The sequence below is a fragment of the Brevibacillus sp. FIR094 genome, from assembly GCF_050477165.1.
Classification (GTDB): Bacteria; Bacillota; Bacilli; order Brevibacillales; family Brevibacillaceae; genus Brevibacillus.
Genome location: NZ_JBEAES010000002.1, coordinates 312,734 through 326,844, shown reverse-complemented (window position 1 = coordinate 326,844; position 14,111 = coordinate 312,734). Strand labels below are relative to the sequence as shown.

The following is a 14,111-nucleotide window of genomic DNA, read 5'->3' as shown; positions in this document are numbered from 1 at the left end:
GAAACATTTTCCATCGTTCATACGTATATAACGATAGAGATGATTGGCGCAAGAAAGTGAGGGAATTTTATGGAAGATATGAAAAAGCTGAAGCGCATGTTGCTGGTAACGAGTTCCCTTGGATTTGCAGTCTTTGCCATGGTAGTCGTTACGGAAATTGTTCGAATCTCATTGTAGTATTGCCAAGCCTATCGCATCACATATAAAACAAGAAAAGCTTGCAGTCCCTTCTTGAAAGAGGGGCTGCAAGCTTTTCTTTTTGTGATTACGCTTCGATTTTCTTTTTAAAATGGAATTGATACACGCATATCGCAATGATCATGAACGGAACTCCGCAGTACAAGGCGATGCGCTGTTCTGGATCGAATGCCAAGCTTACGAGAACGAGCAAGTTCAAGATCAAGGAAACCAAAGGCAGTATTGGATACAAAGGTGTACGGAACTTCAGATCCTCCAGCTTGCCTCCATTTTTCAGGTAATGGCGACGGAAAGCGAGCTGCGAAGCGGAGATGGAGATCCATCCTATCTGTGCGCCGAGACCAGCGATGGATAACAGTACCATGAACACCGTATCTTCTGCAAAAATACCAGACAGAAGAGACAAGAGAGCAATTGCAAACGTAATCAACAAGGCGTTCATCGGAATCCCTTTTCCATTTATGGCCCCAAGTTTTTTCGAAGCCATACCTTCTTTGGACAGGGAATAGAGCATACGAGTTGCTGCGTACAAACCAGAGTTGGCCACCGATAGAAGTGCTGTCAAGACGACGAAGTTCATAATGTCAGCGGCATAAGGAATCCCAATGCTGTCAAAAACGACGACAAACGGACTTTCAATCACACCCGCCTGTTGGTGTGGAATCATCCCTGCCACGATGGCAATCGCCAGAATGAAGAAAACGAGTGTGCGCCAAACCGTCGTACGAATAGCTTTCGGAATCGTCTTCTCTGGATTTTCACTTTCTCCAGCCGCAATCCCGATCAGCTCGGTACCTTGGAAGGAGAAGTTCACGGTGATCATTGTCATCACCAAGCCTGTGATTCCAAAGGGGAGAAGCGGGCTTTCTGTAAAGTTGGTGAGCATTGGCGCAGGCTGACCGTTTTTCAGGTCGATGAAGCCAAACATCGCCGCTCCACCCAAGATGATGAACAAGATGATAGCGCTTACTTTAATGCTGGAAAACCAGAACTCAGATTCACCGAACGCTCGAGCTGATAAAGCATTTAATAAGAAGAGCACTGCACCGAAGATCGCGCACCACATCCAAACAGGTGAGTCAGGGAACCAACGTTGCATCAGCATTCCTGATGACAACAACTCTAAAGCAACGGTCACGGCCCAACCAAGCCAATACAACCAGCCTACACCAAACCCAAGTGCTGGGCTAACAAAGCGGGTCATATATGTTTGGAACGAACCGGCCACTGGCATGGCAACTGTCAGCTCGCCCAGACATAGCATAGTCAGGTACATGATAAAGCCTCCGACTAAATAGGAGAGAATGGCACCAACTGGTCCTGCCTGACTAATTGTATAACCTGATCCGAGAAATAACCCGGTACCGATTACGCCGCCAAGAGAAATCATAAAGAGGTGTCTGCTGTTCATCGTGCGTTTCAATTGATTGTGCTGCTCCATGTTGCTTGTGGACATATAACCCTCTCCTTCACGCGAGTATGTTCAATGGATGTATGCGTTTTCAGGCGCGATAGCGATATATGCTCTGCAAGAATGATACCAAAAGAAATAATTTATGAAAATAATATTTTCGAGGTATATACTACCAAAATGTGCAAAATGATTCGGCAGTTGATGCAAAATAATTAAAAAAACGCCAAATCTCTTGGCGTTTATTAAAAATGATAAGGTAATATCGGGACTGTAAGAAAAAATCTTAAGATATGACTAAGCCTACCCAGTCGGAACTTCAAAAAGGGGACCACGCTTGTCGAACACTTCTTCTTCGAGAAACTTCCGCCCGTAGGTTGGCTTTGGATCGACGGGCCCCTTTATGAAGTGGAGACGGACAGTGAATCACCCTTGAGGGTGTGTTCTCCTCCACTATGTTGACTCAAACCAGAAAGAACTTCTATCCTTTAATCCCAAGCTTACGCAAACGATATTGCAGACTCTGACGACTAATTTGTAATTCCTTGGCTGCTCTTGAAATATTTCCGTTATAGCGTTCCACAACATGGTGAATATATGCTGTTTCAAATTCTTGCATGGTTTCCTTCAACGGCTTTCCTTCGTTCACAAAAGGCAACGTGTGAGGGGAGGGTTGCTCGATCGTTACGGAAGCGGCTGGCGTACGACGCAAAAAGTGTAAAGGCAAGTGTTCATAGCGGATAGTTGATTCATCAATCATCAGATTCATGGCACCCTCAATCAAGTGTTGAAGTTCACGCACATTGCCAGGCCAGTCATGCTGGATAAAAAATTGCAGAACCTCGTCACTGATTCCTCTTACTTCCATTTGGAACAGCTCATTGTATTTCTCGATAAAATGGCTGACCAGCATCGGAATATCTTCCATGCGCTCCCGAAGCGGGGGGAGAAATAAGGTGACGACTCCGAGGCGATAGTACAAGTCTTTTCGCAAATGCGAATTGGCGATTGCCTCAACAGGATCTTCATTAATAGCTGCAATGATTCGTACATCGATGGACCGATCCTTTGTGTCACCAATACGTCTAATCGACTTCTCTTGCAGAGCACGCAACAATTTTGCCTGTAGTGGCATACTAAGCGAGTTGATTTCGTCGAGAAAAAGCGTTCCGCCTTCCGCTTGCTCAAACAATCCAGGTCGCTCCACTGCGCCAGTAAATGCTCCGCGAGCAGTTCCGAACAAAAGCCCTTCGATCAGGCTATCCGGAAGCGCAGCGCAGTTTTGTGAAATAAGGGGACCAGAAGCACGGAGACTGGCATTATGAATGCTTTGCACGAACAGCTCTTTTCCGGCCCCCGTTTCACCGACGACCAATACGGATGAGGAGGTGCGTGCTGCACGTTTGGCATTCTCTATGACATCGAGAATAGGACCGCTTCTCCCGATAATGTGCTCGAATGTGTAGCGTGACCCGTTTTTTTGCAGCAAGTTTTCTCTGATCAATCGTTCCATTTTGGTAACATCATTTGCGATTTCCACTGCGCCGATGATCTTGCCATTTTCAATGATGGGGTACGTATGGTTGATGGTTGAAATTTCTTTTTGCTTGTCATTGAAATACGTTTGGCGTGTATTGCGAATGCTATTTCCGGTACGCAAGCATGTGAGCAAGGTACTTTCCTGTCCAGATGGGAACTGAAAAACCTCTGCCAAAGGTTTGTGCAAAACGTTTTGTTTGGTCATCAATTCCAGCTCGGTCATTTTGGAATTGTAAACAATCGTTGTCCCGTCTGAATCGATGACATGTACACCTTCATTCATTCTGTCCAAAATATGTTCATAAATGCGCAAGAGAGTGTCAGCTGAAGAATTTTGCCTAGAAGACGACACCGTGGTCACCAGCCTTTCCTTATGAGGGTATCATAGCATAAAGGGAATGAGTGCAAAAACATTATGCACTGCAAAAGAATATGAATGCGAGATGCAAAATTTTTTTGCTTGTTTGATCGGATTGGATCGACTTTGTGGGGTTTTCCTATTTGGCATCGTTCTTGCTAGATAATTTTAGCAAGTGATCTTGAAGGAGGCTAACGACATGAGTAAAACAAACGTGGTTATTGAACAAACAGAAAAATTCGGTGCGCATAACTATCATCCGCTACCGATCGTTATTTCCAAAGCAGAAGGCGTATGGGTACACGATCCGGAAGGCAATAAATATCTGGATATGCTGAGTGCATATTCTGCGCTGAATCAAGGGCATCGTCATCCACGTATCATCCAAGCTCTGAAAGATCAAGCAGATAAAGTAACGCTCACTTCCCGTGCTTTTTACAATGACCAACTGGGTGAATTTTATGAAAAGCTTTCTGCGGTGACAGGAAAAGAAATGATCCTCCCAATGAACACCGGTGCAGAAGCAGTAGAGACAGCACTCAAAGCGGTTCGTCGCTGGGCTTATGATGTGAAAAAAGTACCAGAGAACCAAGCAGAAATCATCGTATGTGAAGGCAACTTCCATGGTCGTACTGTCACAATAACTTCCTTCTCTTCTGCAGAAGAGTACAGACGTGGCTTCGGACCATTTACACCTGGGTTCAAAATCATTCCTTATGGCGATATCGAAGCGCTTAAGCAAGCGATTACACCGAATACAGCAGCGTTCATGCTGGAGCCGATCCAAGGCGAAGCAGGGATCATCATTCCGCAAGAGGGCTTCTTGAAGCAGGCACAAGAGGTATGTAAAGCAAACAATGTACTGTTGGTCAGCGACGAGATCCAAACAGGCTTCGGTCGTACAGGTAAAATGTTTGCCAGCGATTGGGAAGATGTAGTACCAGACATGTACATCATGGGGAAAGCTCTTGGTGGTGGCGTGTTCCCGATTTCCGCAGTAGCAGCAGATAAAGAAATCTTGAGCGTATTTGAGCCAGGCTCCCACGGTTCTACCTTTGGCGGAAATCCACTCGGATGTGCAGTTGCCGTCGCAGCTATGGATGTATTGGCTGACGAAGGTCTTGTACAGCGCTCCCTGGAAATGGGGGCATACTTCATGGAGAAATTGAAAGAAATCAACAACCCGATCATCAAGGATATTCGCGGTCGCGGTCTGTTCATTGGCTTGGAGCTGACAACAGCGGCTCGTCCATATTGCGAAAAACTAAAAGAACTGGGACTCCTGTGCAAAGAGACACATGAGACAACCATTCGTTTTGCACCGCCACTCGTCATCAGCAAAGAAGACCTGGATTGGGCAATTGATCGCATCAAGCAAGTTCTGCACGTGACAGAAACTGCAAACGCATAATAGCAACGACAAAAGCCATCCTGTACAGGGTGGCTTTTTTTCTTGAGGTGGTCGTGATGACAGAATAGTCGCATCATTCGTTCGACAAATTTCGACTGACTGTGGATAAAAGGAAAAAAACATCCACAAAGGAAATGCTTGGATACTTATAAGTTACACACACTTTGCCCACATGTTACCAACAAGATGTCCACATTGCTTGTGGATATCCGAACGATTGTTCGATACAAAAGCTTCTGGTACAATGGGCTCATATTAAAGATGGAGGTGAGCACAGGTGAAATACTTAAGTGACCAAATGTTGATAGAAGTATATCATCGCGCTGTCGACCTTCAACTAGATGCAGCTTTTATCGAATTGCTTCGCGAAGAACTACAGCATCGGAATATCCGTATCACGCAGTTCAGCGCCTAAGAGCAAAATCATCAGACATACGTAACATATGGCAAAAGCCATCCTCTTTTTTTCGAAGGAGGATGGCTTTTGTTATCCAAGAGAGAATGATCTTAAGTGGCTAGTCTTACGCTTGCTCCGTAATAAACTCCAAAGCGGTAATTCCTTTGATTGGCGCTTCATTTGCCAGCAACACTTCCGGCAAATATAAGTACACAGGACCGTCCTCTTTAATGGGCTTGCCGTCTTTGGAGAATTGCAGGATGGCTCTTCTTGCCTCTGCAAGTGGAAGAACGATCGCTTCCTGATCATCACGGTGTAGACGGACATGAGTCACCTCTGGTAGTGGCTCAGCATTTGTAATGAAGGGATCAAGGCGGATTCCGTACTCGCCTTCGAGCACTTTACGTTCTTCGGCTAAGCTTTTTCGTTCGGAAGGAAGCGTAGCCCCTTCGCGCAATTCCTTATCCCACTGCGTACCCGTGCCAGACAAGTACTTTGCTTGTGTAGCCAGCGAGCTATCATCTTCGCCCGAGTATGTTTTCAGATCGAATTTGCGTTCATCAAAAACCCAAACGGTTGGGTCCAATGTAATAGGGAAAGCAATGGCCCCTTTGAACACGATAACATCAGACATGCGTCATTCCTCCGTGATCATTCGTAATCAATCTCTATATTACTATAGACTCGCAAATGACAGCAATTATCCCAAAAGCGAAAATTTCATAAAATAGTCTAAAAATTATTGACATGCATTTTACAGATTATATAATCATATTAGAAAGTTATTATGTGAGAGTGAACTTTGCCCGCGATACTTGAACTCCTACTTAAAAGTTGGGGTCAGATAAAAGGCATTGTGTACAAGCCTTTCGATTCTTGGAAAGGCTTTCACGAAAGAAGGGCAGCTCACTTCGTCTTTCTCCCGCTAAACCATCAACGGCGATGAGCGCTAGAGAAGGAAGACCACATCATTCATCCCGAGGATGGGCGCAGAGAATCAAGAACATTTGGGGAATTCAAACGACTTAGGGGGGCGAAACTATGGCGAAAGGCACGAATGTGCAAGCAGATTTGATGAAGCAAAAAGGTATCCTAAAATGGATTGAAACGGTAGGGAATAAGCTCCCGCATCCATTTGTCTTGTTCATTATTTTGTGTGGTGTATTAATGGTAGTCTCTGCAATCCTCGCAGCCATGGACTTTTCGGTTATGCATCCTGCAAAAGGCGAAGAGGTTGCCGTTAAGAGTTTGCTTAGCGTCGAAGGGATTCACTGGATTTTAACAAGTATGCTGAAAAACTTTATTGAATTTCCAGCACTTGGTCTCGTTCTGGCGATGACGCTTGGAATTGGACTGGCAGAAAAAATCGGTCTTTTGACGACAGTTTTACGCAAAATGATGGCAGGCATTCCGGCATCGGTTGTCAGTTATGCAATTGTCTTTGTCGGTATTTTAGGAAATCTTGCTTCTGATGCAGCCATGGTTATTATTCCTCCGCTTGGCGGTCTTGTGTTCTTGGCAATGGGGCGTCACCCGATTGCAGGTTTTGCAGCTGGTATGGCTGGTGTATCCTCCGGTTTTACAGCGAACTTTTTTATTGCCGGTACAGATGCTCTCTTGGCAGGAATCAGTACGGAAGTAGCGAAAACGATTGATCCGAATGCAATGGTTACGCCAGTAGATAACTGGTTTTTCATGTCAGCTTCCGTTGTCATCCTCGCTTTCTTTGGAGGATGGATTACCGATAAAATTATCGAACCACGTCTTGGCACATATCACGGAGATCGAAACGTACAATTCGAAGCAGTAACTCCGCAAGAAAACAAAGCACTGCGCAAAGCGGGTATCGCAGCGCTGATTTTCGTAGTCATTGTAGCATTGCTGGTCGTTCCAGAAGGCTCACTGTTGCGCGATCCAAAGACAGGTGACTTCTTGACATCACCGTTTTTGAAAGGGATCATTCCTATCATCCTGTTGTTCTTCGTAACCGTATCGTTTGTGTACGGTAGAGCAATGGGACTGATTAAAACATCGAAAGACATTCCGCATTACATGTCCGAAGCAATCAAGGATATGTCCGGCTTTATTGTGTTAGCGTTTACAGCAGCACAGTTCATCGCGTTCTTTAACTGGAGCAACATTGGTATTTTGATGGCTGTCAATGGCGCAGAATTCATGACAAACATGGGCTTGACTGGCTTGCCGATCATTATTGCCTTTACACTCTTCACGGGTATCTGTAGCTTGTTTATCACGAGTGGTTCAGCGCTGTGGGCGATCCTTGCACCTGTATTCATGCCAATGCTGATGCTGTTGGATTACAACCCGGCGTTTATCCAGGCCGCTTATCGGATTGCGGACTCTGCAACCAATACGATCTCACCTGTGAATCCGTACATCCCGCTCTTTCTGGCTTTCTATCAGAAGTATAATAAGAATGCGGGAATGGGAACGATTTTCTCTACCATGACTCCATTTGCAATCGTTTTCCTGGTCATTTGGATCTTGCAATTGACAATATGGTACTACCTTGATCTCCCATTTGGTCCTGGCGTATACGCTCGTTAATCTATTGATAGGAAGAAGAGAGTCGCTCACTGAGCGGCTCTTTTTTTCGTACACCTGAAGCTTGGACAATTGGAAAAAGACGGTTTATGCTGTGTGTATGCATGTGAAGGGAATAAGGGAGGGAACGAAAGTGTACGATTTTGATCAGCGCATCGAACGCAGAGGGACAGATAGTGTCAAATGGGAGATTCAGAATCCAAAAGTGAACGGTGAAGGAATGCTTCCGCTCTGGGTGGCGGATATGGATTTTGCTTGCGCTCCTGAAATCACAGAGGCACTGATCAAACGAGCGAGTCACCCGATATACGGATACACGTTGAAGTCGAATGCCCTTTATCAGAGCTTGAAAGAGTGGATACACAAGCGATTTGGTGTAGAGGTAGAAGTGAGCTGGATGACAGGTATACCTGGGGTCGTTCCGGGCATTCACGTAGCCGTAGAGGCTTTTACAGCCCCGGGAGATGGTGTTTTGATCCAGACGCCTGTGTACCATCCTTTTTACCATGCAGTCGAAAATCGCGGACGCCACGTCGTTACCAGCCCACTATTAGAGAGTGACGGGCGATATGAAATGAATTGGGATGACCTCACACAAAAGCTGAGCGACCCGCGAGTGAAGCTCATGCTGCTCTGCACACCCCATAATCCGATCGGGCGAGTATGGACCAGAGAAGAGCTGGAGCGCTTGGGAAGATTGTGTGTAGAAAATGGCGTGATTGTGGTTGCCGATGAGATTCATTCGGATTTGGTCTATGAGCCAAATATTCATACGCCTTACTATTCGCTACCACCGGAATTAGCCAACCAGAGTGTAACCTTCCTATCAGCCGCCAAAACGTTTAATTTGGCTGGGCTGTATACTTCCTATTTGATGACAGAAAATCAGCAGTTATTGCGGAACTTTTCTTTGACGGCATCCAAAATGGGTTACGAGAATCTGAATCTATTTGGGATGGAAGCAACGATTGCTGCCTACCAACATGGAGAAGCATGGCTGGAAGAACTGTTGATCTACTTACGCAAGAATGCAGCCTATGTGCATGAGTTTTTAGCGACTCGTATTTCTGGGGTATCCATGGCACTTCCGGAAGCGACATACTTGGGCTGGATGGATTTTAGGCACCTAGGACGTAGTCAGGCGGAGTTGAACAAGCTCGTTCGCGAGGATGCAAAGCTCGGTTTGCACGATGGCACGACGTTTGGACTGGATGGTGCAGGGTTCATGCGAATCAATTTTGCTTGCCCGAGATCGATTCTAGTCGAAGCGATGGAACGATTGGAGTATGCCGTGCAGAAGCAGGGATAATTTGACATGTCTCATGTAGAAATCTACAATCGAATCTATATACATCGACGTAATAGACTGAGGGGTTTTTCGATGGATTTGAAACAAGCGTCCGAACAATTGGAGCAAGTACGCAACCAGTCACTTAAGTATACAAACAAGGGGAGTGTAGCGTCCTACATCCCTGAATTGGCAAAAGTCGATTCACATCAATTGGGAGTGGCTGTATGCTTGCCCGATGGGACGATATTTTCTACTGGCGATGCAGATGTGCCTTTCTCGATGCAAAGTATCTCCAAGATTTTCTCTCTGATCGTCGCCTTATGCCAGAACGGGAAGGAATACGTGTTTCGGCATGTGGGGAAAGAACCAACTGGAGACCCGTTTAATTCGATTATTAAGTTGGAGACGACCGAATCCCATAAACCACTGAACCCGATGATCAATGCAGGAGCCATTGCGGTTGCGGGCATGATTCGCGGTGCCAACGTGGACGAGCGGCTAGATGCTGTGCTAGATTTGATGCGGAAAATGACGGGCAATCCTCATCTTTCTATTAATCAAGCTGTTTATTGTTCTGAAAAGAAAACGGCTGATCGCAATCGTGCCCTCGCTTGGTTTTTAAAGGACAGCGGCATTCTGGAAACGGATGTAGAAGAGACGCTTGATTTGTATTTTCGCCATTGCTCGATAGAAGTGACAGCGAAGGAAGTAGCTACACTAGGGATGGTGCTTGCAGCAGACGGAATTCTCGTGAATACAGGTGAGCGAGTGATTCCAGAAGAAGTAGCGCGAATCTGCAAGACTTTCATGGTGACTTGTGGGATGTACAATGCCTCTGGCGAGTTTGCGATTGACGTAGGAATCCCCGCGAAAAGTGGGGTTGCCGGGGGTATTATGGCAACAGTGCCACAGCGAATGGGGATTGGCGTGTTCGGCCCTGCCCTGGATGAAAAAGGAAATTCAGTAGCCGGTGTCAAGCTATTGGAGCTACTCTCAAAAGAGTGGAAGCTTGGTATCTTTTAGCTTCTTGCAGTTGATCTGTCTTCTCCCCTTTTCAAATGGCCCAGAATCGCGTACTATGTATGATAAGGATGGAGGCAAACGGAGGGATAGGTTTTGACAGAAATTAAGGTTCCCGATCTGGAACAAAAAGCGCTAGCGTTGCTTCAAGCAGACGCCGACAAAATTTACAAGCTGATCGACGTACAGATGGAAAACCTGACCATGCCGCAGTGCCCACTGTATGAAGAAGTGCTGGATACCCAAATGTTCGGGCTTTCTCGTGAAGTAGAGTACGCGGTCCGCTTAGGACTGATTAGCGAAGACATTGGTCGAGAAATTATGGGGTCATTGGAACGTAAACTGGCCCATCTTCATGAACTGTTTAATCAAAAGTAAGGCGAGGAGAGCGGCGATTATCCTCGCTTTTCATTTTGTTGAAAGAAAAAACACTTGCCTATTTCGTATATTTATATTAAATTAAACTCTATAATTTTTTATTAATTTTGAAATGCATTGACGGAGACTAGTATGCGGAATCACCGCTTGTCAGGGAGAAGCTGCCTTAGACTGTAAGCAGCTTTGAAGCGCGCCCCGTAGAATTCCCTCCTGAGCAGCCCTCTTAATGGCATTTGCCTAGTAGGAGGAATCGGGTCATTCCCGTTATCAATGATGGAGAGAAGTGCGTAGGGAATTTGTATCCCGTGCACTTAATCAGGGTGGTACCGCGAATAACTCGTCCCTTTTATGGACGGGTTTTTTTATTTTCGCAAGACGCCCAACAACTTAATTATAGAAACAAGCAAGGAAAGAGACTAGTAAACGGACCTGCTGCATGACAGGGAAGGCTGCCAAAGACTGAGAGCAGCCTGATGTAAGCCCCGTTGAATTCACTCTTGAGCTGACCTCTGAACGCAGGCGCCGCCAGTAGGAGAGTCCGGGTCATACCCGTTAACAATGACGAAGCGAGGCATCGCCTATAGGGGATGTCTAAGTAGGGTGGTACCGCGAGAAATGAGTAACTCGTCCCTTTTTGGGGCGGGTTTTTTTGTATCCATTTTTTGAGCATAAAGAATATCTTTGGAGGGTGAAAACTATGAAACAATCCGAACAATGGACGAGCAGGCTCGGGTTCATCTTGGCGGCAGCGGGCTCGGCGATCGGACTAGGGGCCATTTGGAAATTTCCTTATATGGTCGGAACGAGTGGTGGTGGAGCGTTCTTTCTGCTATTCATTATCTTTACGCTAGTAATTGGTCTTCCGTTGCTGCTAGGAGAATTCACAATCGGACGCAGTACACAAAAAGAGGCGATCAGTGCGTATAAAACAATTGCGCCCGGCTCACTCTGGCATTGGATTGGTCGCCTTGGTGTGATCACTTGCTTCTTGCTCTTGTCTTTTTATAGTGTGGTGGGAGGTTGGATTCTTAGTTATCTTCTTCGCGGGTTTACTGGTCAATTGCAAGGGCCAGCTTATGACAAAGTGTTTGGTGACGTCATCGGTGATCCTGTTAGTGCAGTAGTCGCCCAGCTGGTTTTCATGCTCATTACCGCGTGGGTAGTAGCGAGAGGCGTACAGAGTGGAATTGAGTCCGCTAATAAGTACATGATGCCTGGTTTGTTCCTTTTATTTATGGTATTGATGGTTCGCTCCTTGACGTTGGATGGGGCGATGGATGGCGTTTCCTTCTTTCTCCGTCCTGATTTTTCCAAGCTGAGTGCTGAATCGATTCTGTACGCATTGGGTCAATCCTTTTTCGCGCTGAGTGTCGGGGTGTCCGTCATGGTCACGTACAGCTCATACCTTGCCAAAAACGAAAGTCTCGTTCGTTCTGCTGGATCGATTGTCGGTTTGAATCTGCTCGTATCGCTGTTTGCTGGTTTGGCGATTTTCCCAGCAGTCTTCTCCCTTGGAGTAGAACCAACAGCGGGACCGGGATTACTGTTTATCGTACTGCCTTCCGTGTTTGAACAAATTGCTCTCGGTAGCCTTTTTCTGTTAATCTTTTTGGCGCTTTTCCTTTTCGCTACATTGACTTCGGCTTTTTCCATGCTGGAAATTATTGTTGCTTCTCTCGCAAAGGGAGACGAAAAGAAGCGCAAGCGTCTCGCCTGGGTGGTTGGTCTGTTGATTTTTATCGTCGGTGTACCATCGGCTTTGTCATTCGGCGTATGGAGTGAGGTTACGCTGTTCGGCAAATCTATCTTTGATGCGATGGACTTTTTGGTCAGCAATATCTTGATGCCGATGGGAGCGCTGCTCATTGCGATCTTCGTTCCGTTGAAAATGAAGCGTGAGACCTTGATAAACGAGCTGGAGGCGCATACTTCTCTGGGCAAACGCATGTTTATCATTTGGCTTCTCCTGATTAAATATGTAGCACCTATCGCGATTCTCGCCGTTTTCACGCAAATGCTGGGTATCTGGTAAAACAATGAAAGGCTTCGCCACAGAGGATGGCGGAGCCTTTGTTTTGTTCCTGCGCCCTATGCGAAGAAAAAGACCGTACCCAAAATAATATACACCGTCAACAGAAGTACGCCTTCAAACCAGTTCGTAGCGCCATCCCGCGTGATGGAAATCGTAATAAAGGTAGCAACTCCGATCGCAGCCAGTTCAAAGGTAGTGAACACAATGTCCATAGGATTGCCTAGCAAAAGACTCATGATGACGAGAGTAGGGGCTACGAACAAGGCGATCTGCAGGCTGGAGCCAATCGCGATTTCGACTGCTGCACCAATGCGTCCTTTTAGTGCCAAAAGCAAGGCAGCGCTGTGTTCCGCGGCATTTCCGATGATCGCAATGACAAAGGCACCGACGAATAACTCCGACCATCCTAACGATTTCGAGACATGCTGTACACCCTCTACCAGCCATTCCGAGACAACGGCCACGACAAAAGTGGAGACAGCAAGCATCAAGAGAGAGACACCCTTTGACCATACCGCATCACTTTCTTGCGGCTCGATATCCGATAAAAAATCGCTGTGGGTGATCATCGAAAAGATAAGCCACAAAATGTAAGCAATAATGAGCAGGCTGGCGATGACGATGCTGATGATCTCCACCTTGATCATAGGCAGATCGAACATGAAAACTGCCGGGATGAACAAAGCGACGATCGCAAGTGTCATCAAGGACGCATTGTGACTTGCCAGCCTGCTATTGAAGGTTTGTTCCTTGTACTTGAGACCGCCCAGTAATGTGCTCAAGCCAAGAACCAACAGCATATTTCCGATGATCGCACCCGTAATAGAGGCTTTGACCATATCGAACAAGCCTTCTTTCACAAGAAAAAAAGCAATAATGAGTTCTGCGGCATTTCCGAAGGTAGCGTTAAGAAAGCCGCCAATGCGGTCCCCAGCATAATGGGCGACGCTCTCTGTCGATTTTCCGAGCCAAGCCGCCAAAAAAATGATGGCAAGTGAAGACGTAACGAATTGGAGCATTTCATTTCCAGAAAAATAGTGGGCGTAAAGAGCTAACAGCATGCTCCCGCCTACTAATGAGAAAAAGAGTCTCAAGTTCATATCATCACCTCAGCAGTTTTTACTCATCCCTAAAACCTCATAGGTATAGAGTTCCTGTTCTGGACAAAACTAACCATGAACAAGAAAAGTGAGGTGTTTTTTTATGACGCAGCCTTTGTTATGCCCGACATGTAAATCGAATCGGATGAGGTTCACTGTCATCGAGCAGATCCCTCGCTATATTAGACTGGACCCACAGTCAGGCGAAGTCGTAGCAGAGCTCCATCAAGAACAGCTCGATATGTTTCACCAGCCGTACAAAGGTGAAAACTACATGATACAATGTGGAGTTTGTGGGACCACAGAACCGGAAGAGCGCTACGTTAAAATGGCCCAGCATATGCAATCACAACGTTCGAAATGAAACTCAAAAAGGAAAACAGGCACGCAGTTTACAACTGTCGTGCCTGT

General features: G+C 46.2%; 12 protein-coding genes and 2 other annotated features. Of the genes, 8 read left to right on the top strand and 4 right to left on the bottom strand.

Annotation, left to right across the window (positions count from 1 at the left end):
• Nucleotides 1-265: 265 nt before the first annotated feature.
• Both ACQ5DJ_RS02880 and ACQ5DJ_RS02875 read right to left on the bottom strand, forming a co-directional pair.
• Nucleotides 266-1,654, bottom strand: coding sequence for an amino acid permease (locus ACQ5DJ_RS02880; RefSeq protein WP_429841086.1), 1,389 nt, complete (start codon nucleotides 1,652-1,654; stop codon nucleotides 266-268).
• 436 nt (nucleotides 1,655-2,090) lie between these two features.
• A complete protein-coding gene (locus tag ACQ5DJ_RS02875; RefSeq protein ID WP_429841085.1) occupies nucleotides 2,091-3,509 on the bottom strand; it encodes a sigma-54 interaction domain-containing protein in 1,419 nt (472 codons plus the stop codon).
• A 196-nt stretch (nucleotides 3,510-3,705) separates the two neighbouring features.
• Here ACQ5DJ_RS02875 and ACQ5DJ_RS02870 point away from each other — a divergent pair, with 196 nt between their 5' ends.
• The gene (locus ACQ5DJ_RS02870; RefSeq protein WP_429841084.1) at nucleotides 3,706-4,917 is read left to right on the top strand and encodes an ornithine--oxo-acid transaminase; all 1,212 of its coding nucleotides are present in this window, start codon (nucleotides 3,706-3,708) and stop codon (nucleotides 4,915-4,917) included.
• 277 nt (nucleotides 4,918-5,194) lie between these two features.
• Complete coding sequence (locus ACQ5DJ_RS02865) at nucleotides 5,195-5,332, top strand: sporulation histidine kinase inhibitor Sda (RefSeq protein WP_007725857.1); 138 nt, start codon at nucleotides 5,195-5,197, stop codon at nucleotides 5,330-5,332.
• A 106-nt stretch (nucleotides 5,333-5,438) separates the two neighbouring features.
• Here ACQ5DJ_RS02865 and ACQ5DJ_RS02860 read toward each other — a convergent pair whose 3' ends face one another.
• Nucleotides 5,439-5,948 carry a hypothetical protein gene (locus ACQ5DJ_RS02860; protein WP_429841083.1) on the bottom strand — a complete coding sequence of 170 codons (510 nt, stop codon included), beginning with the start codon at nucleotides 5,946-5,948 and terminating at the stop codon, nucleotides 5,439-5,441.
• A 407-nt stretch (nucleotides 5,949-6,355) separates the two neighbouring features.
• Here ACQ5DJ_RS02860 and ACQ5DJ_RS02855 point away from each other — a divergent pair, with 407 nt between their 5' ends.
• The 5 genes from ACQ5DJ_RS02855 (at nucleotide 6,356) to ACQ5DJ_RS02835 (ending at nucleotide 12,600) form a co-directional block, all read left to right on the top strand.
• Nucleotides 6,356-7,882 (top strand): AbgT family transporter, encoded by a 1,527-nt coding sequence (locus ACQ5DJ_RS02855; protein ID WP_429841082.1) that lies wholly within the window; start codon nucleotides 6,356-6,358, stop codon nucleotides 7,880-7,882.
• A 130-nt stretch (nucleotides 7,883-8,012) separates the two neighbouring features.
• A complete protein-coding gene (locus ACQ5DJ_RS02850; protein WP_429841081.1) occupies nucleotides 8,013-9,188 on the top strand; it encodes a MalY/PatB family protein in 1,176 nt (391 codons plus the stop codon).
• A 72-nt stretch (nucleotides 9,189-9,260) separates the two neighbouring features.
• Nucleotides 9,261-10,193, top strand: a complete 933-nt coding sequence (glsA, locus tag ACQ5DJ_RS02845) for a glutaminase A (RefSeq protein WP_429841080.1) — start codon at nucleotides 9,261-9,263, stop codon at nucleotides 10,191-10,193.
• 93 nt (nucleotides 10,194-10,286) lie between these two features.
• Complete coding sequence (locus ACQ5DJ_RS02840; RefSeq protein ID WP_007725848.1) at nucleotides 10,287-10,568, top strand: YlaN family protein; 282 nt, start codon at nucleotides 10,287-10,289, stop codon at nucleotides 10,566-10,568.
• Between the two features lie 108 nt (nucleotides 10,569-10,676).
• Nucleotides 10,677-10,916 (top strand) — a binding site (T-box leader).
• A gap of 49 nt (nucleotides 10,917-10,965) precedes the next feature.
• Nucleotides 10,966-11,203: a binding site (T-box leader), on the top strand.
• Between the two features lie 62 nt (nucleotides 11,204-11,265).
• Entirely contained in the window at nucleotides 11,266-12,600 is a 1,335-nt protein-coding gene (locus tag ACQ5DJ_RS02835) for a sodium-dependent transporter (RefSeq protein ID WP_429841079.1), read from the top strand.
• 56 nt (nucleotides 12,601-12,656) lie between these two features.
• On the opposite strand, the gene cax is transcribed toward ACQ5DJ_RS02835, so the two are convergent.
• Entirely contained in the window at nucleotides 12,657-13,700 is a 1,044-nt protein-coding gene (gene cax, locus ACQ5DJ_RS02830) for a calcium/proton exchanger (protein ID WP_429841078.1), read from the bottom strand.
• A gap of 103 nt (nucleotides 13,701-13,803) precedes the next feature.
• Here cax and ACQ5DJ_RS02825 point away from each other — a divergent pair, with 103 nt between their 5' ends.
• Nucleotides 13,804-14,064 carry a hypothetical protein gene (locus ACQ5DJ_RS02825; RefSeq protein WP_429841077.1) on the top strand — a complete coding sequence of 87 codons (261 nt, stop codon included), beginning with the start codon at nucleotides 13,804-13,806 and terminating at the stop codon, nucleotides 14,062-14,064.
• Nucleotides 14,065-14,111 lie beyond the last annotated feature (47 nt).